Here is a 21988-nt window from a genome sequence, read left to right as displayed (position 1 = left end):
TTCTTTTTTGATCCTTGGCAATCCTGCCGCGCCATACGCTGCAGGCGGCGCCCGTACCTGCGCCCTCGACAAGTCATCTGGAGCGCATTAGGCAGTCGGTTCAGAGCCCGATGAAAAAGGACGCTTGGAAAGGCCGCAGGATGAGCAGAAAGACCTTGATCGCACCGTCGGTGCTGGCTTCGGACTTTTCGAGGCTCGGCGACGAGGTCGAAGCCGTCGCGGCGGCAGGCGCCGACTGGATCCATCTCGATGTCATGGATGGCCATTTCGTCCCCAACATCACCTTCGGCCCGCCCGTCATCAAGGCGATCCGCAACCGCACCAAGGCCTTCTTCGACTGCCATCTGATGATTGCGCCGGCCGATCCCTACCTCGCCGCTTTCGCCGAAGCCGGCTGTGACGGCATGACCGTGCATGCCGAGGCCGGGCCGCATCTCGACCGCTCGTTGCAGACCATCAGGAATCTCGGCAAGAAGGCCGGTGTATCGCTCAATCCGGCGACGCCTGAAACGATGATCGAATATGTGCTCGACCGCCTCGACCTGATCCTGATCATGACCGTCAATCCGGGTTTTGGCGGCCAGGCCTTCATCCCGGGGATCGTTGACAAGGTGAGAAGGGTCAAGGCGCTGATCGGCGACCGGCCGATCCGCATCGAGATCGACGGCGGCGTTTCGCCCGAAACAGCCCCCCTGGTCACGGCAGCCGGCGCCGATGTGCTGGTGGCGGGCGCGGCCATCTTCAAGGGCGGCAGCATCGAAGCCTACCGCGCCAACATCGAGGCGATCAGGACAGCGGCCGACAAGGCCGCCGGCTAAGGATTCGTGCGGGCCGCCTTGTGCATCCATGCGCCGAGTGTCGAGCCCGGACAAGGCTGATTCGGCCGCCCGATCCGGCATCTTTGCGCGCGCGCGCGGCAGAAAAGACGCTCGCGCGAGCACACGAAGAACAGATGATTCTGCGTGCATACGAAACACGTTAAGTTTCCGCTGGTTGTGGAGATGAGCGAGTTTGCCCGACCCCCCAGCGGTTTGGGGTATATTTCTTTGTGCTAAAGTACAATAACGCGATCTTCTGCTTGAGCGCCCGACGGCAGAGGCTGTATAATACATGTACGGAGAGGGACGTTTTTTCGGACTCGAATTGCCCAGGCCAGAAATTGGGACGAGGAGTCGCTTTGACGTACGGAGCTGCCAATCTGAACGACGACGGCACAGGATCCAAGAGCACGCTTGCCAGCACCGTCTATCATCAACTGCGGGAGGATCTGCTCAGCGGCGCTCTTGAAACCGAAAGCAAGCTGCGGGTCGAGTGGGTTGTTTCCAAATATGGCGCCGGCGCTTCCCCGGTTCGCGAAGCTCTCAATCGTCTTGCCTCCGAAGGACTTCTTGGTCGCCACGACCAGCGTGGCTTTTTCATCATGCCGGTCAGTGCGGCGGAGCTCGAGGAGCTGACGCGCACCCGCTGCTGGCTCGAGGAGCGGGCGCTGCGCGAATCCATCGACCATCGCACCGCCGAATGGGAGGAACAGCTGGTGCTGGCGCTGCATCGCCTGGGCCGCGCCTCACGTCTTTCGCTGCAAAATGCCACGTCGCTCGATTCCGATTGGGAGAAACTGCACCGCACCTTCCATCGGGTGCTGATTTCGGCCTGCCGGTCGCACTGGCTGGTGGGTTTCTGCGATCAGCTTTCCGATCACGCCTACCGCTACCGGCAAATGGCCAATGACGGCGAAAGCATCCCGCGCGACGATTTCGCCGAACACCGGCTGATCGCCGAATGCGCACTGGACGGCAATGCCGACGGCGCGGTCAAGGCCTTGATCGAGCACTACCAGCTGACCGCTTCCATATGCATGGAGCGTTTCAAGCAAGGCGAAGTCTCAAAGGTCGCCGCCTCGGCCGCACGTGCCCGGCCGTAACGATCTTTTCCCTTGGCGCCTTGTCGCGATCCTTAGCCACCTTTCGGCGGACGTGTCGTGCTGGACCGCCGTTTGCGGCCTTGACGGCATGGCCGGGAAACGCGAACTCTTCGCCGCCGACTCATGTCGCCCCAGAGGCACTGCCGGCGTCGCCATTGCCGTCACCGCAGGAAGACTTCATGAGCAATCATCTGTTCGACGCGTTCCGGTCCCGGATGCCGGCGCCCGGGCATCTGTTGATGGAAACCGATGACGGGCGCGCGCTCGGCTATGGCGACATGCTGGCGCGGTCGGCGCAGCTCGCGCATGCGCTCCTGCAGTTGGATGTCGAGCCCGGCGACCGGGTCGCCGTGCAGGTCGAGAAGAGCCCGGAAGCGCTGCTGCTCTATCTCGCCTGCGTGCGCGCCGGCGCCGTCTTCCTGCCGCTCAACACCGCCTACACGCTGACCGAGCTCGACTATTTCTTCTCGGATGCAGCGCCGCGCGTCATCGTCTGCGATCCGGCAAAGGCGGCCGATATCGGCCGCATGGTCGAGCCATCCGGCGCCGTCGTCGTCACGCTCGACCGCTATGGCCGGGGATCGCTGGCGGACCAGGCCTCGCATCTGCCGTCGGATTTTCACGATGTGGTGCGCGGGCCGGATGATCTCGCGGCAATCCTCTACACGTCGGGAACGACAGGCCGCTCGAAAGGCGCCATGCTCAGCCACGAAAACCTGGCCTCGAATGCGCGGGTGCTGGTCGAGCAATGGCGCTTCACATCGGGCGATGTGCTGATCCACGCTTTGCCGATCTTCCACACCCATGGCCTGTTCGTCGCCACCAATGTCGTCCTGATGGCGGGCGCCTCGATGCTGTTCGAACAGAAATTCGATCCGGCCCGCATCGTCGCGCTGCTGCCGCGCGCCACCGCGCTGATGGGCGTGCCGACCTTCTATGTGCGGCTGCTGCAGCAGGATGGACTGGACCGACAGGCGACGAAGACCATCCGGCTGTTCGTATCCGGTTCGGCGCCGCTGCTGGCCGACACGCACAAGGCCTGGCGCGAACGCACCGGCCACGCCATCCTCGAACGCTACGGCATGACCGAGACCAACATGAACACCTCGAACCCCTATGAGGGCGAACGGCGCGCCGGCACGGTCGGCTTCCCCTTGCCTGGCGTGTCGCTGCGCATCGCCGACCCGGACAGCGGCAAGCCGCTGGCCCAAGGCGAGGTCGGCATGATCGAGGTCAAGGGTCCGAACGTTTTTGGCGGCTACTGGCGCATGCCGGAAAAGACCAAGGCGGAATTCCGCGCCGACGGTTTCTTCATCACCGGCGATCTCGGCATGATCGACACCGACGGCTATGTCCATATCGTCGGCCGTGGCAAGGACCTGATCATTTCGGGCGGCTTCAACATCTATCCGAAGGAACTGGAAAGCGAGATCGACGCGCTTGACGGCGTGAGCGAGAGCGCCGTCATCGGCGTCGCCCATCCGGATTTCGGCGAAGGCGTCACCGCGGTCGTCGTGCGGGCGCCGGGGGCGGCGATCAGCGGAGCCGAAATCCTCGGCGCCATCGCCGAGCGCCTAGCCAGGTACAAGCACCCGAAGCAGGTGATCTTCGTCGACGAATTGCCGCGCAACACGATGGGCAAGGTCCAGAAGAATCTTCTGCGCGACGCCTACAAGGATCTCTACACGTCCTAGAGCGTTTCACCGTTTCATGGAAACGGCGAACCGCTCTAACTCTTTGTTTTGACGCAATTCCGGACGGAAAACCGCTCACACTTTTCCTGGAATTGCTCTAGGTAGTGGGGGGCCCCGTTACTTCGCCTTCCGCGGCTTTTCGGTCCTCGTGCCGGAGCCCCACAAGGCGCGCTGAAATAGGCCGCGTTTGCGGTTGCGCGGCACGAGGTCGATATCCCCGACCAGTTTCGCGCCGCCCTTACGCCGCTCCAGCGTGATCTTGCGGGTGTGGAACGCTTCCAGTTCGGCGCGATGCGCCACGCTGACGATGGTCACCTCTGGCAGTTCGCGGATCACCGTTTGCATCATCTGGTCCTGGCTCTTTTCGTCCAGCGCCGACGTCGCCTCGTCCAGCACGACGATATCGGGGCGATGCAGCAAAAGGCGCGCGAAGGCGACACGCTGTTTTTCGCCGCCCGACAGCGTCTGGTCCCAGGGCGCTTCCTCCTTGATCCGGTCGGCGAGGTAACCGAGGCCGACCTTGTCGAGGGCGGCCTTGATCTGCTCGAGCTTCCACTTGTTGGGGGCCGCTGGGTAGGCGACCACCCGGCGCAGTGTGCCCGAAGGGACGTAGGGCCGCTGCGGCAGCATGAACAACCGCTTGTCGGGATGGAAATCGACGCTGCCGCTTCCCCACGGCCACAGGCCGGCGAGCGCCCGCACCAGCGTTGACTTGCCCGAGCCGGATTCGCCTGAAACCAGCACCCGTTCGCCCGATTCGACGGCGACCTCCGTCTCCTTGACCACAGACGTGCCGTCGTCGAGCGTCACGCAGAGCTCGTTGAGGGAAAGCATCGTATCGCCCTTGGTCTCGCCGTGCTGGATGCGCCCGAGCTCGTCGCTCTGCTCGGCGCGCTCCAGCCCGTCGAGCGACATCATCAGCGAGGCGATGCGGCGCGCGGAGGCGTTCCAGTCGGCGAGGCGCGGATAATTGTCGACTAGCCAGCCGAAAGCGCCCTGCACGATGGCGAAGGCGGAGGCCGCCTGCATGACCTGGCCGAGCGACATCGAGCCTTCAAGGAACTTTGGAGCACAGAGCAAGACCGGCACGACGGGTGCGAATAGGCTCGAGCCCTGCGAGACCAGGGCCGTGCGCATATGCTGGCCGGTCAGTTGCGCCCATCGCTTCAGCACGCCGCCGAAGGTCCTGTCGATGCCGCTGCGTTCCTCCTCCTCGCCGCCGAGCAAGGCGATGCTCTCGCCGTTTTCGCGCACGCGCGTCAGCACGTAGCGGAATTCGGCTTCCGTCTGGTTCTTCTCTTCGGACAGCCGCACGAAATCGCGGCCGATGACGAACATCGAGGTGGAGGTGATCGCGGCATAGATCACCGCTGTGACGACGAGGAAGCCGGGCACGGTGAAGGTCGAGCCTCCCAGGGTGAAGCTCAAGGCCCCGCCAATCGTCCACAGCACCACGATGAAGGTCGACGCCGACAGGGTGGCAACGATCACGCCGGCGACGAAATCGACCGGCGCCTCGGTGGCGACGCGCAGATCTTCCGAGAGGCGGGCCTCGGGGTTCTGGTGGTCGCCCTGCACGAGATTCAGCTGGTAGTAGCGGCCGTTGGCGAGCCAACGCGCTATCACCGAGGCGGTCAGCCAGGAGCGCCAGCGGCGCTGCATGGTCATGCGCAGATAGACCTGCGCGACGACAAGGCTGATGCTGCCAAGCACGACAGGCACGAACACCGCGCTCAGGAAATAGACGGTGTGGGCGTCGCGCTTCTCGATGGCGTCGAAGATCGAGCGGTTCCAGACGTTGATCCCGTACTGGAAGCCGAGATTGACGACGATCAGGACCAGCAGTCCGACCGTCAACGGCCAGCCGAGCTTGTCGCCGTGCCGTCCCCAATAGCCGCGTCCGCTGATCCAGAATCGCTTCAGCAGGTACTTCTTGCGCGCCTCCTCTGCCTGCTTGGGCGTCAGTTCGGGATCGGGTTCGACGGCTTCCGGCGGCGGAGCTTCGCCGGCAGTCCCGGACGCGGCCGCTTCGACGGTCGACATCCTCTTGTTGCGTGGCTTCTTTTCGCGCGGCTCCTCGGCGCGCGAGCGATCGTCACGCTGCCGTCGCGGCTTGGGGGCGCCGCGCGGTTTGATGCCGTCGGCCGGTCTGGATCTGGGTTTCGCCTCGGACATACGCCCCGACAACGAGCTCGAAATCAAAAGGTTTCATGATGGCCGCTTGAGATGACAAATTCCTGACCGCGCCCGTTATCGCGGGTGCAGCAGTTCGACGACATGGTCGGCGATGGCCAGGCTTGCCGTCAGGCCGGGGCTCTCAATGCCGAACAGATTGACGATCCGCCCGGCGCCATGATCGGCCGGACCCTGGATGATGAAATCGGCGGCAGGCTGGCCGGGGCCAGACAATTTCGGCCTGACGCCGGCATAGGCCGGTAGCAGGGCGCCCTCGGCAAGGTCGGGCCAATAGCGCCGGATCGCTTCGTAGAAGACGGCGCTTCGGCCGGGGTCGACCGTATAATCCACACGGTCGATCCATTCGACATCGGGCCCGAAGCGCGCACCGCCGCCAAGGTCGAGCGTCAGATGGACGCCGAGGCCGCCGTCGACCGGAACCGGATAGATCAGCCGCGAAAAAGGCGAGCGGCCGGGAAGCGCGAAATAATTCCCGCGCGCCAGCCACTGCCGGGGGATGAAATCCTCGGGGAAACCGTCGATCCGGGCGGCCAGGGCCTGAGCCTCGAGGCCCGCGGCATTGATGAAGGCAGCCGCTTCCAGGGCGAAGGTCTCGCCATTGGCATCGCGCGTGTCGATCCGGATCCCGCCGGTCCCGATCGTCGCTCCGGCAACGGTGGTCAGGAAAGCCAAGGACGCACCGGCGGCTTCGGCCTCGCCGCGCAGCGACAGCATCAGCGCATGGCTGTCGACAATGCCCGTCGATGGCGACAGGAGCGCGCCCGCGCATGTCAGTGCAGGTTCCAGGTTTTCGGCTTCGTCACGCGTCAGGAATTGCAGGTCGTCGACCCCGCAGCATCGCGCATTGGCCTCGATCTTCCGCAATCCGTCGGTCTGGCTTGGCTCGCTGGCGACGATCAGCTTGGCGGTACGCTTATGGGCGATGCCGTGCTCGGCGCAGTAGGCGTAGAGACGGCGGCGCCCTTCGACGCAGAGCCGGGCCTTCAGGCTTCCCGGCGCATAATGGAGCCCGGCATGGATGACTTCGGAATTGCGTGAACTGGTGACGGTGCCGATCGCATCCGCCTGCTCGACCACCACCACCTCGCGGCCCGACACGGCAAGCGCCCTGGCGATGGCAAGCCCGACGACGCCTGCTCCGGCGACGACACAATCGATTGTCTGCATGGCCCGCCTTCAGCGTGAAGCGCCGGCCTCGAACACCTTGTCGCCGCCGATCCAGACGCTTCCTATGCCAAGATCGTCCGACAGCGCAACGATGTCGGCCGCCGTGCCGTTGGCCAGGCGGCCAAGCCGGTGCGATTGGCCGATCGCCTGCGCCGGATAGAGCGAAGCCATGCGCAAGGCCTCGGACAGATCGACACCGACGACATCGTGCATGAACCGCACAGCCGAGATCATGTCGAGATCGGCGCCGGCCAGCGTGCCGTCGGCAAGTCGGAGGCTCCCGTCCTTGCGGTAGATGGTGCGGCCGTTGAGCGTGAACGAGGTCATGTCGGTGCCGATCGTCGCCATCGCATCGGTGACCAGCACGATCTTGCCCGGCCCCCGTTTGGCGTCGAGCGCGATCCGGATGGTTGCCGGATGAACGTGGATGCCGTCGGCGATCAGCCCGGCTGACAATGTGCCGATGCTGACGGCCGCGCCGACGAGGCCGGGCTCGCGGTTGCCGATCTGGCTCATCGCGTTGAACAGATGCGTGACCACGCCGGCACCGGCCTCGGCAAAGGCTTTTGCCGTGGCATAACCCGTGTCGGAATGGCCGAGGCTGACGATGATGCCGGCCTTGACCAAGGCCGCAACGCGCGCCGGATCGACGGATTCCGGCGCGATCGTGGTGAGCAGCACCGGTAGTTTCGGCCGCGCCGCGATCAGCATTGCCTGGTCGGCATCCGTCATCGGCCGGATCAGCGCCGGATCATGCGCGCCCTTGCGAGCGATCGACAGATGCGGGCCTTCGAGATGAAGGCCGAGGAATCCCGGCACCTTTTGCCGTGCGGCGGCCGCGCCGGCGGCGATGGCGGAAGCGGTGATCGCGGGCGTGTCGGTGATCAGCGTCGGCAAGAGCGCCGTCGTGCCGAAGGGCGCATGCGCCCGGCAGATGGTCTCGATCGAGGCCACATCGGGATGGTCGTTGAGCATGACGCCGCCGCCGCCATTGACCTGGATGTCGACGAAGCCCGGCACCAGCATGCCGCCGCCGGTGTCGACGGCGCGGATATCCGAGGGAATAGCGCCCGAGGGCAAAATAGCCTCGACCAAGCCGTCGCGCACGACTAGGGCGTGGCCTTCATGCCAGTCGTCACCGTCGAAAATGCGGGCGCCAGTCAGGGCAAAACGGTCGCTCATACGGTCTCCGTCACCTTGCGAAGATTGCGCGGCGTGTCCGGGTCGAGGCCGCGATGGCGCGCGAAGGCCTCGACGAACACGTAGAACGAAACGATCAGCGTCAGCGGATCGGTCAGCGGGTGACCGGTGGCGACATGCGGCAGGCGCGTCGCGCGGTTGGCGAGCGTTGAGGTGACGAACACCGGCGCTCCCTTGGCCGCCAGGCCGTCGGCTGCTTCGGCGACGGACGGTTCGGACGCATCGCGCGCGGCCAATGCCAGCACCGGGAAGTCGGGGCCGATCAGCGCCAGCGGGCCATGCATGACTTCGGCCGCGCTATAGGCCTCGGCATGCATGCCGCAGGTTTCCTTGAACTTCAGCGCCGCCTCGTTGGCCATCGCCGCCGACGGGCCGCGGCCAAGGATGAACAGCGATTTCTGCTTCTCGATGGTTTCGGCCAGCACGCTCATCCAGTCGCAGGCGATCGCCTTGCCGAAATGCTCGGGCAAGCGGGCCAGCGCTGCCAGAAGCGCTTCGTCGCCGGTGGAATGCGCCATCAAGGCGAGACCGGCGACGGCGGAATTGACGAAAGTCTTGGTCGCGGCGACGCTGCGCTCGGGTCCGGCAAGAATGTCGATCGAATAGTCGCAGGCGCGCGCCAGCGGCGAGTCGGCGGTGTTGGTGACGGCGATGGTCAGCGCGCCGCCGGCGCGGGCGGTTTCAGCCATGGCGACGATGTCGGGGCTCTTGCCCGACTGCGAGATCGCCAGACACGCCGAGCCGTCGAGCCTCAGCTTGCGGCCATAGATCGAGGCGATGGACGGACCGACCGAGGCGACGGCAAGGCCCGCGGTCAGCTCCACGGCATATTTCATGAAGGTCGCCGCATGGTCGGACGAGCCGCGCGCCACGGTGACGACGAAATGCGGGTCGCGCTCCTTGATACCGCGCCCGGCCTCGGCGAGCACGGCGCCGGAGCCGTCGAGCAGGCGGGCGACGGCCTCGGGGATCTCCTCGATCTCGCGCTGCATATGGGTGATGTTGGAGATCATGGTCGGCCCTCTTCGCTCGGCCCTGTCAGCCGCAGTTCGGCGACGAAATCATAGGCGTCGCCCCGGTAGATGGAGCGGGTGAATTCGATCACCTTGCCGCTCGCCAGATAGGAAATGCGTTCAATATGCAGGCCGGCGATACCCGGCGGCACCTCGAGCAGGCGCGCATCGCTGTCGCCGAGATTGGCGGCCGAGATGCGCTGCACCGCCCGCACCGGCCGGTTGCCGGTCAATTCCAGCGCGGCATAGAGCGAAGAGCCGATACCCGCCGGGTCGGGCAGCACGCTGGCCGACAGCGAGGCGCGTTCGATCGCCAGCGGCGTGTCGTTGGCGATGCGCAGGCGCGCCACGCGCGCCACCAGCTCGCTCGACGACAGGCCAAGCACCATCATCTCGTCGGGCGAGGGCGCATAGAGGCCGCGGTCCAGCCATGCCGAACGCACCGCCATGCCGCGCCGCGCCATGTCTTCGGTAAACGAGGTCAGCCGCGACAGCGATTGCTCGACGCGTTCCATGCGCGGCGCCACGAAAGTGCCGGAGCCGTGGCGCTGCACGAGAATGCCGCCCTTGACCAGGTCCTGCACCGCCTTGCGCACGGTGACGCGCGAAATATCGGCCTTGGTGGCGATATCGCGCTCGGAGGGCAGCGCATCGCCAGGCCCGATCAGGCCACGGTTGACGGCGTCCTCAATGCTCTTGCGCAGCTGCAGATAGAGCGGCGCGCCGCTTTGCGCGGATTGCCTCAGCGTGGCGAAGATCTGGTCGGCGGCGTCGCTCATCGCGCCGCCTCCACCGGTTTGGCGAAAAGCCGGACCGCCATCTGCACCGCGCCGCCCAGCGCGTCGTCGAGCGGCGGCTTGAGCAGTGCGCGGTAGCGCGCCGACAGGCGCGGCGCATAAAGCGGCGCCAGCCCGCCAAGCAGGCAAAGCGGCGCGTCATCCGAAAGGTCGAGTGCGCCCAGCGAGGCCTCGACATCGCCGACCGCCTTGTCGACGATCCAGTTGGCGACGGCATCGCCCTTTTGCGCATGCTCGAACACTTTGGGCGCGAAGCCGCCGAAATCGCCGGGCTTGGCGTTGGTGGTGAATTCGACCACGTCCTCGGGATTGTTGCGGAAGATCGCCATCATGGCGTCGGTCAGCGGCGAGCGTGCGCGCACGCCGTCATAGGCAAGCAGCGTTTGCTCCAGCAGGTCGCGGCCGATGCGGGCGCCGCTGCCCTGGTCGCCGACCTGGAAGCCCCAGCCGCCGATGGCGCGCGACGTGCCATGCTTGCGCGCCATATAGGCGGTGCCGGTGCCGAGGATGGCCATGGCGCCGTCACCGGAGCCGACGGCCCCTTCGAGCGCGATCTCGGCATCGGTCTCGACACGGCTGATGCTGAACGGCAGGATGGCTTCGAGCTGCTGCCGGTAGGTGCCGACATTGGCGCCGGCAAGGCCGAGAATGGCCGGTGTTTGCGGGATGAGTTCGGGATCCTGCCCGGCGGCAATGAAAGCCTGCCGCGCGGCGTCGACAATGTTCGAGCGCGCGCCGGTGAGATCGGTGCGGATGTTGGCGGCGCCGCTTTTGGCACGGCCAATGACCGAACCTTCAACTGTTGCCAGGGCGGCCCTGCAGCTGGTGCCGCCGCCATCGATGCCGAGCACGAATTTCACGCGATTTCTCCTCCGGGCGGATAATACCAATAAAATACCAATAGCCAAGAGTTAATTTCCGTTTCAAAAAGATTAAGCCGTATTTTATTGAAAACTCTGCACATTTCGCCGGCTCAGCGATTTCCTCTCCGTGAATTCGTTAATGCATGTGGACAAGTGGTATTTTTTTGGTATTGTTCTGGTATTGGAGGAACACGGATGGCTGAAACGCGCACCGAAGCGCTTCACAGGAATGCCGAGGGGCTGGATATCCAGGCTCCGGAAGCCATCCTTGTTTCGCTGGCCGATGCGCAGATCGAAGCCGCAAAGGCCGTCCGCAACGCCATCCCCGCCATCGCCAAGGCAGCCGAGATCATCGCCGGCCGGTTGAGCGGCGGCGGCAAGCTTGCCTATGCCGCGGCCGGCAGTTCCGGCCTGATGGCGCTGGCCGACGCCCTGGAACTTCCCGGCACTTTCGGCATCCGCCGCGACCGCATCGCCATCTTGATCGCCGGCGGCGACGAGGCCTTGAGGACCCTGGCCGGCGGCCCGGAGGATGATACGGAGGAAGCGGCGGCTGCCGTCGCCAATGCCGGTATCGGCGTGGGCGATTGCCTGATCGCCCTTTCCGCCAGCGGCGCCACGCCCTATGCAGTGCGCGCCATCGAGGAAGCTGCCAGCCAGGGTGCAGCCACCATCGGCATTGCCAACAATCGGGACTCGGCCCTGCTGCGCCAGGCCGAAACCGCCATCCTCTTGGAAACGCCGCCGGAAGTGATCGCCGGCTCGACGCGCATGGGCGCCGGTACCGCGCAGAAGATCGCGCTCAACATGCTGTCGACGCTGACCGCCGTCCATCTCGGCCATGTCCATGACGGGTACATGGTCAATCTCCTGGCCGACAACATCAAGCTGCGCGCCCGCGCCGCGCGCATCGTCGCCGCCATCAGCGGGCGCGACAGGGACGAAGCCGCCCGGCTGCTCGAAAAGAGCGGCGGCGCGGTCAAGACCGCCATTCTGCTCGCCGCCGGCGCCGACAGCGCCGACGCGGCGGAGAAACTGCTGGAAGGAACCGGCCAGAGGCTGAGGCCGGCGCTTTCCGCGATCGAGGGGAGCAAGGGGCGCACTGCCTCCGTTCTCATCAAAACCGAACCTGAAAAAGGTCAACAGGGAGACTGAGCATGACAACGAAACTACTGACGGCACTGCTTCTGGGCACCAGCATTCTCGGCTCGGCCGGGTTGGCTCACGCCGAGGACGTAACGCTCAACATCGAAAGCTGGCGCGGCGACGACCTTGCCATCTGGAAGGACAAGCTGATCCCGGCCTTCGAAGCCAAGAATCCCGGCATCAAGGTGGTGTTCGCACCATCGGCTCCGACCGAATATGACGCCGCCCTTGGCGCCAAGCTCGCCGCCGGCTCGGCGGGCGACCTGATCACCTGCCGCCCCTTCGACAAGTCGCTTGAACTCTACAAGAAGGGCAACCTCGCCGATCTTTCGGCGCTGCCCGGCATGGAGAACTTCTCGCCCGTCGCGAAGTCCGCCTGGCAGACCGATGACGGCAAGGCGAGCTTCTGCGTGCCGATGGCGTCCGTCATCCACGGCTTCATCTACAACAAGGACGCCTTCGACAAGCTCGGCATCAAGGTGCCGACGACCCGCGACGAGTTCTTCGCCGCGCTTGACAAGATCAAGGCCGACGGCACCTACATCCCGATGGCGATGGGCACCAAGGACCTCTGGGAAGCCGCGACCATGGGCTACCAGAACATCGGCCCCAACTACTGGAAGGGCGAGGACGGCCGTCAGGCGCTGATCAAGGGCACGCAGAAGCTGACCGACAAGGACTGGGTCGCTCCCTATGAGGAACTGGCCAAGTGGAAGCCGTATCTCGGCGACGGCTTCGAGGCGCAGACCTATCCGGACAGCCAGAACCTGTTCACGCTCGGCCGCGCCGCCATCTACCCGGCCGGCTCGTGGGAAATCGGCCTGTTCAACACCCAGGCCCAGTTCAAGATGGGCGCCTTCCCGCCGCCGGTCGAGAAGGCCGGCGACACTTGCTACATCTCCGACCATACCGATATCGGCATGGGCCTGAATGCAGCCTCCAAGCATGCCGACGCGGCCAAGACCTTCCTGTCGTGGGTCGCCTCGCCGGACTTCGCCACCATTTACGCCAACGCGTTGCCGGGCTTCTTCAGCCTGAACTCCTCGCCGGTGAAGATGGCGGACCCGCTGGCGCAGGAATTCGTCTCCTGGCGCGGCAAGTGCAAGTCGACGATCCGCTCGACCTACCAGATCCTGTCGCGCGGCACGCCGAACCTCGAAAACGAGACCTGGGTTGAATCGGCCAACGTCATCAACGGCACCGACACGCCGGAAGCCGCGGCCAAGAAGCTGCAGACCGGTCTCGACAGCTGGTATAAGCCGGCGAAGTAAGAGCTCAGGCAACGGAACCGGCCGGGCGCATGCCTGGCCGGTTCCGGATACCCCGTTCAGATAGCGATTGTCGGCACCGCCTCGCGGCCTTACCCTTGCTCGTCTTGGGGAAGGCTAGCTGATCAGTCGCAGGCCTCTGTTCTTGCCGCACCGGGCAAGGATGTCTGGGCCGTGCATCGAGGCATCATCTAGCAACAACATCGTCTGGAACCGAGAGACGGCGGGAACCGAACTCATGGCCGCAGATATCCGACCGAAAAGACCGTTTCGCTGGCACATCGCCATCTTCCTGGCGCCGGCCGTGCTCGTCTATACGGCAATCATGATCCTGCCACTCGCCGGCACGCTGCAGCTGTCGCTGTTCCGCAACATCGAGCAGCACCAGGTCTTTGTCGGACTGGACAATTTCCGCACGCTGTTCGGCGACCCCAACTGGTCGGTGAATTTCTGGAATGCGCTGCGCAACAACGTCTGGTTCTTCATCATCCATATGCTGGTGCAGAACCCGATCGGCGTGATGCTGGCAGCCCTGTTGTCCAGCCCGAGGCTCAGATTCGCGGCCTTCTACCGTACGGCGATCTTCGTGCCGACCATCCTGTCCTTCGTCATCGTCGGCTTCGCCTGGAAGCTGATCCTGTCGCCGCTCTGGGGCGTGGCGCCGCACATGCTGGACCTTATCGGCCTGAAAAGCCTGTTCACGCCGTGGCTCGGCAAGGAAGAATACGCGCTGACCGCGCTCAGCCTGATCTCGGTGTGGCAGTTCGTCGGCATCCCGATGATGCTGATCTACGCAGCACTCCTGTCGATCCCCGACGAGGTGATCGAGGCCGCCGAATGCGACGGCATCACCGGTATGTCGCAGTTCTGGAAGATCAAGCTGCCGCTGATCCTGCCGTCGATCGGCATCATCTCGATCCTCACCTTCGTCGGCAATTTCAATGCCTTCGACCTGATCTACACCGCACAGGGCGCGCTCGCCGGGCCGAACTATTCGACCGACATTCTCGGCACCTTCCTCTACCGCGCCTTCTTCGGCTTCCAGCTGCAGGTCGGCGACCCCAACATGGGCGCGGCGATCGCCACGATGATGTTCCTGATCATCCTCGGCGGCGTCTGTGTCTACCTCTTCCTCGTCCAGACGCGCCTGCGTCGCTACCAGTTCTGAGGGCAAGAGATGAGCACCGCCACCCGTTCGCTGCCCCGCACCATCGGCGCCCACGCGATCCTGCTGACCTACACGGCGATCGCGCTGTTTCCGGTGATCCTGGTCATCATGAATTCGTTCAAGTCCCGCGCCGGTATCTTCGGCGCGCCACTGACGCCGCCGACGCCGAAGACATTCGACCTGATCGGCTACACCACGGTGATCGGCCAGGGCGACTTCATCCACTATTTCCAGAACAGCCTCGTCGTCACCGTCGCCTCGCTGTTCTTCGTGCTTTTGTTCGGCGCCATGGCGGCCTTCGCACTGTCGGAATACCGCTTCCGCGGCAATTCGCTGATGGGGCTCTATCTGGCGCTCGGCATCATGATCCCGATCCGGCTCGGCACCGTCGCCATCCTGCAATTGATGGTGGCGAGCGGGCTGGTCAACACGCTGACCGCACTCATCCTGGTCTACACCGCGCAAGGCCTGCCGCTCGCCGTCTTCATCCTGTCGGAATTCATGAAGCAGGTGTCCGACGACCTGAAGAATGCCGGCCGCATCGACGGCCTGTCGGAATACACCATCTTCTTCCGGTTGGTGCTGCCGCTGGTGCGGCCATCGATGGCGACGGTCGCCGTCTTCACCATGATCCCGATCTGGAACGATCTGTGGTTTCCGCTGATCCTGGCGCCCTCGGAAGAGACCAAGACGGTGACGCTCGGCGCGCAGCTCTTCCTCGGCCAGTTCGTCACCAACTGGAACGCCATCCTGGCGGCACTCTCGCTGGCGATCATGCCGGTGCTGATCCTCTACGTCATCTTCTCGCGGCAGCTGATCCGCGGCATTACGTCTGGAGCCGTCAAGTGAGCTCAAAACCACCCCTTCGCGTCGTCGTCGCCGGCCTTGGCAATATGGGCCGCAGCCATGCGCTGGCCTATCACACCAATCCTGGCTTCGAGATTGCGGCACTGATCAACCGCTCCGACGTGCCGCTGCCGGAAGGCCTGTCGGCCTATGGCATCAGGCGTTCCTTCGACGAGGCGCTGCGCGACGAAAAGCCTGATGTCGCCTGCGTCGCCACCTATTCCGACAGCCATGCCGACTATGCCGTGAAAGCGCTCGAGGCCGGCTGCCATGTCTTTGTCGAGAAGCCGCTGGCAACGACGGTGGCCGACGCAAAACGCGTCGTCGCGGCCGCCAAGGCCAACGGCAAAAAACTGGTGATCGGCTATATCTTGCGCCACCACCCGTCCTGGATCCGGCTGATCGCCGAGGCGCGCAAGCTCGGCGGCCCCTATGTCTTCCGCATGAACCTCAACCAGCAGTCCTCAGGCCCTACCTGGGAGACGCACAAGCAATTGATGCAGACGACGTCGCCTATCGTCGATTGCGGCGTCCACTATCTCGACGTCATGCTGCAGATCACCGACGCCAGGCCGGTCGAGGTGCGCGGCATGGGGCTGCGGCTGACGCAGGAAGTGGCGCCGACGATGTACAATTACGGCCACCTGCAGGTGCTGTTCGATGACGGTTCGGTCGGCTGGTACGAAGCCGGCTGGGGGCCGATGATTTCCGAAACCGCCTTCTTCGTGAAGGACGTCATCTCGCCGAATGGCTGCGTGTCGATCGTCATGAAAGAAGGTGTGAAGTCGGACGACATCGACACCCACACCAAGACCTCGACCATCCGCCTGCACGGTGCGGCGACCGGTCCGGACGGCAAATTCGTCAAGGCGGACGAGATGCTGTCCATGGCCGGCGAACCCGGACATCAGGACCTCTGCGACCTCGAACAGGCCTTCGTGCTGAAGGCGATCCGCGAGGATATCGACCTCAATAGGCACATGGACGACGCAGTGAGATCGCTCGCCGTCTGCCTTGCCGCCGACGAGAGCGTGCGCAGCGGAAAGGCGGTGCGATTGTGACCGGGGCATTGTCATCGGGGGGTGCCTTGGCGCTCACTCATCAATTTGGAGGACCGCTGTGGGCTCGCTGAAGATCGAGAATGTGAAGAAGGCCTTTGGGCCCGTCGAGGTGCTGAAAGGCATCAACCTCGAAGTGACGGATGGCGAATTCGTCGTCTTCGTCGGCCCGTCGGGCTGCGGCAAGTCGACCTTGCTCAGGGTCATCGCCGGGCTGGAGGATTCGACCTCGGGCCGGGTGGTGATCGACGGCGCGGATGTGTCGGCCACACCGCCGGCCAAGCGCGGCATCGCCATGGTGTTCCAGACCTATGCGCTCTACCCGCATCTGACGGTGAAGAACAATATGGGCCTCGGCCTGAAACAGGCCGGCACGCCGGCGGCCGAGATCGACCGCCGCATCGGCATCGCCTCGTCCATGCTGTCGCTGGAGCCTTATCTCGAAAGGCGCCCGGCCGAACTCTCCGGCGGCCAGCGCCAGCGCGTCGCCATCGGCCGCGCCGTGGTGCGCGAGCCCAAGCTCTTCCTCTTCGACGAGCCCTTGTCGAATCTCGACGCAGCACTGCGCGTCAACACCCGGCTTGAGATCGCGCAGTTGCACCGCCGGCTGAAGGCAACGATGATCTACGTCACCCACGACCAGGTCGAGGCGATGACCCTGGCCGACAAGATCGTCGTGCTGAACGCCGGCAGGATCGAGCAGATCGGCGGTCCGATGGAGCTCTACAATTCACCGGCAAACGAATTCGTCGCCGGCTTCATCGGCTCGCCGAAGATGAACTTCATCGAGGGTGCGCGTCTCGGCGAGACGGCCAAGACCATCGGCGTGCGGCCGGAACATCTGACCGTCGACACGAAGTCAGGCGCCTGGAAGGGCACGGTGGTGCATGCCGAACATCTCGGCGCCGACACCAATCTTTATCTCGACTGCGAAAAGGCCGGGCTGATTACGGTGCGCATCTTCGGCGTCTATGACGCGGAGCCAGGCGCGACGCTCTATGCGACACCGGATCCGGCAAAGACCTATCGGTTTGGCGCGGATGGGAAGACGATAAAGTAGCGCCCTGACCTTCTCCCCTTGTGGGAGAAGGTGGATCGGCGCGCAGCGCCGAGACGGATGAGGGGTGTTCCAGCGGAGTGAGGCGTGAAAAGATCGAAAGATTTCAGGCGCTTACTTCTGCAAACCTAAGATCCTTCGCGCACCCCTCATCCGACCTCGCTTCGCGAGGCCACCTTCTCCCGCAAGGGGAGAAGGTCAGGAGCCGCCGCGCCTACACGTCAGCCCTAAACGTCTGCTTCTGCTGGCCGAGGCCTTCGATGCCCAGTTCCACCACGTCGCCAGCCCTGAGGAACACCGGTGGCTTCATGCCCAGGCCCACGCCGGGCGGGGTACCTGTCGAAATGATGTCGCCGGGGTGCAGCGACATGAACTGGCTGAGGTAGGACACCAGATATTTGACACCATAGACCATGGTCTTGGTCGAGCCGTTCTGCATGGTCTTGCCGTTGACGGTCAGCCACATCTTCAGGTTCTGCGGATCGGCGACTTCGTCCTTGGTCACCAGCCACGGGCCGGTCGGGCCAAACGTGTCGCAGCTCTTGCCCTTGGTCCACTGGCCCTGACGCTCGGCCTGGAAGGCGCGCTCGGACACGTCATGCGCAACGGCATAGCCGGCGACATAGTCGAGCGCATCGGCTTCGCTGACATATTTGGCTTTTCTGCCGATAACCACGGCGAGCTCGACTTCCCAGTCGGTCTTTTCAGAGCCGCGCGGGATCAGCACGTCATCATCCGGACCGACAATGGCCGAGCTTGCTTTCATGAAGATGATCGGTTCCGGCGGCACGGTGGCGCCGGTTTCGGCGGCGTGGTCGGAGTAGTTGAGGCCGATGCAGATGAATTTTCCGGTGCCGCCAACGCAGGCGCCGAGGCGAGGCTTGCCGGAAACCGCCGGCAGCGACTTCGGATCGAGCTTGCCCAGCATCTCCAGCGAGGCCGGATGGAGCGTGGTGCCGGCAATGTCGGCGACATGGGCGGAGAGATCGCGGATCGTTCCATCCGCATCGAGCAGGCCGGGGCGTTCGCTCCCCGCCTCGCCATAGCGCAGCAGTTTCATCTAAATCCTTCTCCTGGTTGCGGCCTCGCGGCCTTTTGCAAACTCTCCGCCGAGGCGATGGCTCCCCAGGGAGCCGGGCGGACCGTACCCATCGACCTCTTCCCGGGCAAGCACGGACAGCTGTTGGGCGGGCCGGCGCGCCGGATTTTCAGACTTCCCGATCCACGGCAGACGTTGGAGCGGAACCCGATCTCAGATCGACCAGCCGCCGTCGATATTATAGGCCTGCCCGGACGTGTAGGTCGCGCCGGCCAGATAGACGGCGAGATCGGCGATTTCCTCCGGCGTGCCGAGCCGGCCCATCGGCTGGCGGGCGATGAAGGCGGCGCGAGCCGCCTCATAGTCGCCTTGCGCGTGCATGCGGTCCTGCAGCGACGGGCTCTCGACGGTGCCTGGGCAGATGGCGTTGCAGCGTATGCCCTTGCCGACATAGTCGGCGGCGATCGCCTTGGTCAGGCCGATGACGGCGGCCTTGGTGACGCCATAGGCAAAGCGGTTCGGCACGCCTTTGCCGGCGCCGGCGACGGAAGACATGTTGACGATCGATCCGTCGCCGCGCTCCAGCATGCCGGGCAGCACGGCCCGGATGGTGCGGATCATGGCGCGGACATTGAGGTTGAAGGCGAAATCGAGATCGCCATCCTTCATCTCCAGGATCGAGCCGGAATGGACGAAGCCGGCGCAGTTGAACAGCACGTCGACGCGGCCGATCTCGGCGAAGGCGGCGTTGACCGCCTCGTCGTTGAGGACATCGAGCTTGCGGGTTTTGATCCCTGGCGTCTTGGCGAGTTCGGCGAGAAGCGTCTCGTTGATGTCGGTGGCGTGGACGGTGGCTCCAGTCTTGGCGAAGGCCAGCGCGCTCGCCTTGCCGATGCCTTGCGCCGCCGCCGTGATGACAACGACCTTGCCTGCCAGATCCGCCATGCCTTTTTCCTCGCCTGCTTGGGTGTCAACTGCCTTTATCGGCGGCCGGCCGAGGCGTCATGTGCCAGTCAGGCTCGATTGTGCGGCCTGCGTCGCAGCCAGTTCACTGATAAAGATGTTTTTTCTCGTTAAAGAACATATGTCCGGGCGTCAAGCCCGAACACGATCACCATTGCGACAGCCGGGAAATGTCAGTCGCCGTAAGGCACCCAGACATTCTTGACCTCGACGGCGCGGCGCAGGAAAGCATCGCCGGCCGCCTCGTCGGATGCCCAGTCGAGGCCGCGGCCATTGCCGCTCCAGACGCGCTTGAGGTTGCCGATGGACTCTGCTTCCGCCTTGGCGCAGGTCTCGGCATCGGCGAACACCCAGAGCCCGTCGACATCGTCATGCTTGGCCAGCACGCCGGCAAGCTCGGCGGTGCGGCCGGTGACGATGTTGATGGCGCCGGCCGGAACGTCCGAATATTCGATCACCTGATAGAGATCGGTGGCGAGCAGCGGATAGCGTTCCGAAGGCACCGCGACCACCGTGTTGCCCATGGCCAGCGCCGGCGCCACCAGCGAGATCAAGCCAAGCAGCGGTGATGCGTCCGGTGCGACGATGCCGACGACGCCGACCGGCTCATGCAGCGCCAGCGTCACCGCGCGGGCCGGCGGCTGGTGCACGCGCCCCTCGAACTTGTCGGCAAGACCGGCATAGAGGAACAGCCGCTCAATCGACTGGTCCACTTCTTCCCGCGCGGCCTTGGGTGTCGCCCCGGTGAGTTCGGTGAGACGGGCGGCAAACTCGCCAGCGCGGCCGGAAAGGTTCTCGGCCAGGTAATACAGCACCTGGGAGCGGTTATAGGCGGTCGCCTCCGGCCAGCCTTTGCAAGCGCGGGCGGCCGCGACGGCGTCGCGGATATCCTTGCGGTTACCAAAGCCGACTTCGCCGGCCAGCTTGCCCTTGGCGGTGGCGACAGCCAGCGAATAATTGCCGTCCGGCCGCACCTGCTTGCCGCCGATGAACAGTTTTGCGGTGCGGTCGATGGCCGCGCCGTCAGCCTGCTCGACCGGCTGCGCGGAGACCGTTGCCGGCTTGATGACCGGTCCGAGCGGCAGATTTGCCGCGAGATATTCGAACATGCCTTCGCGCCCGCCCTCGCGGCCGAAACCGCTTTCGCGGTAGCCGCCGAAGCCGCAGGCGGCATCGAACATGTTGGTGCCGTTGACCCAGACGACGCCGGCCTTCAGCTGCGGCGCGACATGGAGCGCGAGGTTTACATTCTCGCTCCACACGCTCGCCGCGAGCCCGTAGCGCGTGTTGTTGGCAAGCTCGATCGCTTCCTCGGTGTTGCGGAAGGTCATGGTCGCCAGAACTGGCCCAAACACCTCTTCCTGCGCCAGGATGTTAGCCGGCGAAACACCGGTGGCGAGTGTCGGCAGGTGATAGTAGCCGGTGGCCGGCAGCGCCGCATCCGGCTGCCAGCAGACGGCGCCCTGCTTCGCGCCTTCGGCGACCAGACCCTTGACGCGGTCGAGCTGCGTCGGATCGACCAGCGGGCCGATATCGGTGTTCTTGTCGAGCGGACTGCCGACGCGCAGCCGGCTCATCCGCGTCTTGACCTTGGCGATCAGGGCTTCGGCAATGCCTTCCTGCACCAGGAGCCGCGATCCGGCGCAGCAGACCTGGCCCTGGTTGAACCAGATGCCGTCGACCAGACCTTCCACGGCGCTGTCGAGATCGGCATCCTCGAAGACGATGAAGGCCGATTTGCCGCCGAGCTCCAGCGACAGTTTCTTGCCCGATCCGGCGGTGGCCTTCCTGATGATCTTGCCGACTTCCGACGAGCCGGTGAAGGCGATCTTCTGGATGCCGGGATGGTTGACGATGGCCGCGCCCGCTTCCGGTCCACCCTGCACGATGTTGACGACGCCCTTCGGTACGCCGGCACGCTCGCAGATCTCGGCGAACAGGATGGCTGTGAGCGGCGTGAACTCCGCCGGCTTCAGCACCACCGTGCAGCCGGCGGCCAGTGCCGGCGCGATCTTCCAGGCCAGCATCAGCAGCGGGAAATTCCAAGGGATGATCTGGCCGACGACGCCGACGCCCTTGTGCCCGGGAAAATCCTTGTCCAGCGCCTGCGCCCAGCCGGCGTGATGGATGAAATGGCGGATCGCCAGGGGCACGTCGATGTCGCGGCTTTCGCGGATCGGCTTGCCGTTGTTGATGGACTCGAGCACCGCGAACAGGCGCTGATGCCGCTGCATGACACGGCCGATGGCATAAAGCACCTTGGCGCGCTGGTAGCCTGAACTGGCACTCCATTTCGGCAGCGCCTTGGTGGCGGCCGCAACCGCCGCGTCGATATCGGCGGCACTGGCGTCGGAGACCTTGGCCAGCAGCTTGCCGGAAGACGGCTCGCTGGTTTCGAAAGTCTTGCCGCCGGAAGCGGCTTTCCAGCCGCCGTCGATGAACAGCGCCTTGCCGAAATCGCGCGCGGCAAGCCACGCATCGGCCTCGTTGCGGGCTTCCGGCGCCGGTCCGTATTCCATGGCGTGATAGCGGTCGAGAATATTCATGGGGTGCCTCCTTCACCCTTCCCCTTGGCGGGGAGGGTCGATCGGC

At 64.6% G+C, this 21988-nt stretch carries 18 protein-coding genes; 9 read left to right on the top strand and 9 right to left on the bottom strand.

Going from position 1 to position 21988, the window contains the following annotated elements; genetic code table 11:
* The first annotated feature begins 140 nt into the window (after window positions 1–140).
* From rpe to CK227_RS13850, 3 genes are all read left to right on the top strand, one after another.
* A complete protein-coding gene (gene rpe, locus CK227_RS13860) occupies window positions 141–818 on the top strand; it encodes a ribulose-phosphate 3-epimerase (protein WP_095773449.1) in 678 nt (225 codons plus the stop codon).
* Between the two features lie 359 nt (window positions 819–1177).
* The gene (locus CK227_RS13855) at window positions 1178–1921 is read left to right on the top strand and encodes a GntR family transcriptional regulator (protein WP_095773348.1); all 744 of its coding nucleotides are present in this window, start codon (window positions 1178–1180) and stop codon (window positions 1919–1921) included.
* Window positions 1922–2100: 179 nt separating this feature from the next.
* Window positions 2101–3615, top strand: coding sequence for a malonyl-CoA synthase (locus CK227_RS13850; protein ID WP_095773347.1), 1515 nt, complete (start codon window positions 2101–2103; stop codon window positions 3613–3615).
* A 117-nt stretch (window positions 3616–3732) separates the two neighbouring features.
* On the opposite strand, the gene CK227_RS13845 is transcribed toward CK227_RS13850, so the two are convergent.
* From CK227_RS13845 to CK227_RS13820, 6 genes are all read right to left on the bottom strand, one after another.
* Window positions 3733–5790 carry an ABC transporter ATP-binding protein/permease gene (locus CK227_RS13845; RefSeq protein ID WP_095773346.1) on the bottom strand — a complete coding sequence of 686 codons (2058 nt, stop codon included), beginning with the start codon at window positions 5788–5790 and terminating at the stop codon, window positions 3733–3735.
* 75 nt (window positions 5791–5865) lie between these two features.
* Complete coding sequence (locus CK227_RS13840) at window positions 5866–6978, bottom strand: NAD(P)/FAD-dependent oxidoreductase (RefSeq protein ID WP_095773345.1); 1113 nt, start codon at window positions 6976–6978, stop codon at window positions 5866–5868.
* 9 nt (window positions 6979–6987) lie between these two features.
* On the bottom strand, window positions 6988–8160 hold the full coding sequence (gene nagA / locus CK227_RS13835) for an N-acetylglucosamine-6-phosphate deacetylase (RefSeq protein WP_095773344.1): 1173 nt from the start codon (window positions 8158–8160) through the stop codon (window positions 6988–6990).
* Window positions 8157–9191 carry an SIS domain-containing protein gene (locus CK227_RS13830; protein WP_095773343.1) on the bottom strand — a complete coding sequence of 345 codons (1035 nt, stop codon included), beginning with the start codon at window positions 9189–9191 and terminating at the stop codon, window positions 8157–8159. Before CK227_RS13830 ends, nagA begins: the two co-directional genes overlap by 4 nt.
* The gene (locus CK227_RS13825; protein ID WP_095773342.1) at window positions 9188–9970 is read right to left on the bottom strand and encodes a GntR family transcriptional regulator; all 783 of its coding nucleotides are present in this window, start codon (window positions 9968–9970) and stop codon (window positions 9188–9190) included. The genes CK227_RS13830 and CK227_RS13825 overlap by 4 nt, the downstream gene beginning before the upstream one ends.
* On the bottom strand, window positions 9967–10848 hold the full coding sequence (locus tag CK227_RS13820) for an N-acetylglucosamine kinase (protein ID WP_095773341.1): 882 nt from the start codon (window positions 10846–10848) through the stop codon (window positions 9967–9969). Before CK227_RS13820 ends, CK227_RS13825 begins: the two co-directional genes overlap by 4 nt.
* A 198-nt stretch (window positions 10849–11046) precedes the next feature.
* Between CK227_RS13820 and CK227_RS13815 the strand changes: the two genes are divergently transcribed.
* The 6 genes from CK227_RS13815 (at window position 11047) to CK227_RS13790 (ending at window position 17397) form a co-directional block, all read left to right on the top strand.
* Complete coding sequence (locus CK227_RS13815) at window positions 11047–12006, top strand: N-acetylmuramic acid 6-phosphate etherase (RefSeq protein WP_095773340.1); 960 nt, start codon at window positions 11047–11049, stop codon at window positions 12004–12006.
* Between the two features lie 2 nt (window positions 12007–12008).
* Window positions 12009–13268: an ABC transporter substrate-binding protein gene (locus CK227_RS13810; RefSeq protein ID WP_010912695.1), complete on the top strand. Its 1260-nt coding sequence runs from the start codon at window positions 12009–12011 to the stop codon at window positions 13266–13268.
* A gap of 235 nt (window positions 13269–13503) precedes the next feature.
* On the top strand, window positions 13504–14433 hold the full coding sequence (locus CK227_RS13805; protein WP_095773339.1) for a sugar ABC transporter permease: 930 nt from the start codon (window positions 13504–13506) through the stop codon (window positions 14431–14433).
* 9 nt (window positions 14434–14442) lie between these two features.
* The gene (locus tag CK227_RS13800) at window positions 14443–15282 is read left to right on the top strand and encodes a carbohydrate ABC transporter permease (protein ID WP_010912697.1); all 840 of its coding nucleotides are present in this window, start codon (window positions 14443–14445) and stop codon (window positions 15280–15282) included.
* Entirely contained in the window at window positions 15279–16340 is a 1062-nt protein-coding gene (locus CK227_RS13795) for a Gfo/Idh/MocA family oxidoreductase (protein WP_095773338.1), read from the top strand. Before CK227_RS13800 ends, CK227_RS13795 begins: the two co-directional genes overlap by 4 nt.
* 58 nt (window positions 16341–16398) lie before the next feature.
* Window positions 16399–17397, top strand: a complete 999-nt coding sequence (locus CK227_RS13790) for an ABC transporter ATP-binding protein (RefSeq protein ID WP_095773337.1) — start codon at window positions 16399–16401, stop codon at window positions 17395–17397.
* Between the two features lie 211 nt (window positions 17398–17608).
* Here CK227_RS13790 and CK227_RS13785 read toward each other — a convergent pair whose 3' ends face one another.
* The 3 genes from CK227_RS13785 to CK227_RS13775 form a co-directional block, all read right to left on the bottom strand.
* Window positions 17609–18454, bottom strand: a complete 846-nt coding sequence (locus CK227_RS13785; protein ID WP_095773336.1) for a fumarylacetoacetate hydrolase family protein — start codon at window positions 18452–18454, stop codon at window positions 17609–17611.
* Window positions 18455–18646: 192 nt separating this feature from the next.
* The gene (locus tag CK227_RS13780) at window positions 18647–19378 is read right to left on the bottom strand and encodes an SDR family oxidoreductase (RefSeq protein WP_019862384.1); all 732 of its coding nucleotides are present in this window, start codon (window positions 19376–19378) and stop codon (window positions 18647–18649) included.
* Between the two features lie 191 nt (window positions 19379–19569).
* The gene (locus tag CK227_RS13775) at window positions 19570–21942 is read right to left on the bottom strand and encodes an aldehyde dehydrogenase family protein (RefSeq protein WP_095773335.1); all 2373 of its coding nucleotides are present in this window, start codon (window positions 21940–21942) and stop codon (window positions 19570–19572) included.
* Window positions 21943–21988: the final 46 nt, after the last annotated feature.

The organism is Mesorhizobium sp. WSM4308, from assembly GCF_002294905.1.
Lineage (GTDB): Bacteria > Pseudomonadota > Alphaproteobacteria > Rhizobiales > Rhizobiaceae > Mesorhizobium.
This window is presented reverse-complemented; position numbering and strand designations above follow the sequence as displayed.

Excerpts from the sequence above, each read along its gene's own strand:
- rpe (WP_095773449.1), top strand. The coding sequence starts at position 141 with ATGAGCAGAAAGACCTTGATCGCACCGTCGGTGCTGGCTTCGGACTTT.
- CK227_RS13850 (WP_095773347.1), top strand. The coding sequence starts at position 2,101 with ATGAGCAATCATCTGTTCGACGCGTTCCGGTCCCGGATGCCGGCGCCC.
- CK227_RS13845 (WP_095773346.1), bottom strand. The coding sequence starts at position 5,790 with ATGTCCGAGGCGAAACCCAGATCCAGACCGGCCGACGGCATCAAACCG.
- CK227_RS13840 (WP_095773345.1), bottom strand. The coding sequence starts at position 6,978 with ATGCAGACAATCGATTGTGTCGTCGCCGGAGCAGGCGTCGTCGGGCTT.
- nagA (WP_095773344.1), bottom strand. The coding sequence starts at position 8,160 with ATGAGCGACCGTTTTGCCCTGACTGGCGCCCGCATTTTCGACGGTGAC.
- CK227_RS13830 (WP_095773343.1), bottom strand. The coding sequence starts at position 9,191 with ATGATCTCCAACATCACCCATATGCAGCGCGAGATCGAGGAGATCCCC.
- CK227_RS13825 (WP_095773342.1), bottom strand. The coding sequence starts at position 9,970 with ATGAGCGACGCCGCCGACCAGATCTTCGCCACGCTGAGGCAATCCGCG.
- CK227_RS13815 (WP_095773340.1), top strand. The coding sequence starts at position 11,047 with ATGGCTGAAACGCGCACCGAAGCGCTTCACAGGAATGCCGAGGGGCTG.
- CK227_RS13810 (WP_010912695.1), top strand. The coding sequence starts at position 12,009 with ATGACAACGAAACTACTGACGGCACTGCTTCTGGGCACCAGCATTCTC.
- CK227_RS13805 (WP_095773339.1), top strand. The coding sequence starts at position 13,504 with ATGGCCGCAGATATCCGACCGAAAAGACCGTTTCGCTGGCACATCGCC.
- CK227_RS13800 (WP_010912697.1), top strand. The coding sequence starts at position 14,443 with ATGAGCACCGCCACCCGTTCGCTGCCCCGCACCATCGGCGCCCACGCG.
- CK227_RS13785 (WP_095773336.1), bottom strand. The coding sequence starts at position 18,454 with ATGAAACTGCTGCGCTATGGCGAGGCGGGGAGCGAACGCCCCGGCCTG.
- CK227_RS13780 (WP_019862384.1), bottom strand. The coding sequence starts at position 19,378 with ATGGCGGATCTGGCAGGCAAGGTCGTTGTCATCACGGCGGCGGCGCAA.
- CK227_RS13775 (WP_095773335.1), bottom strand. The coding sequence starts at position 21,942 with ATGAATATTCTCGACCGCTATCACGCCATGGAATACGGACCGGCGCCG.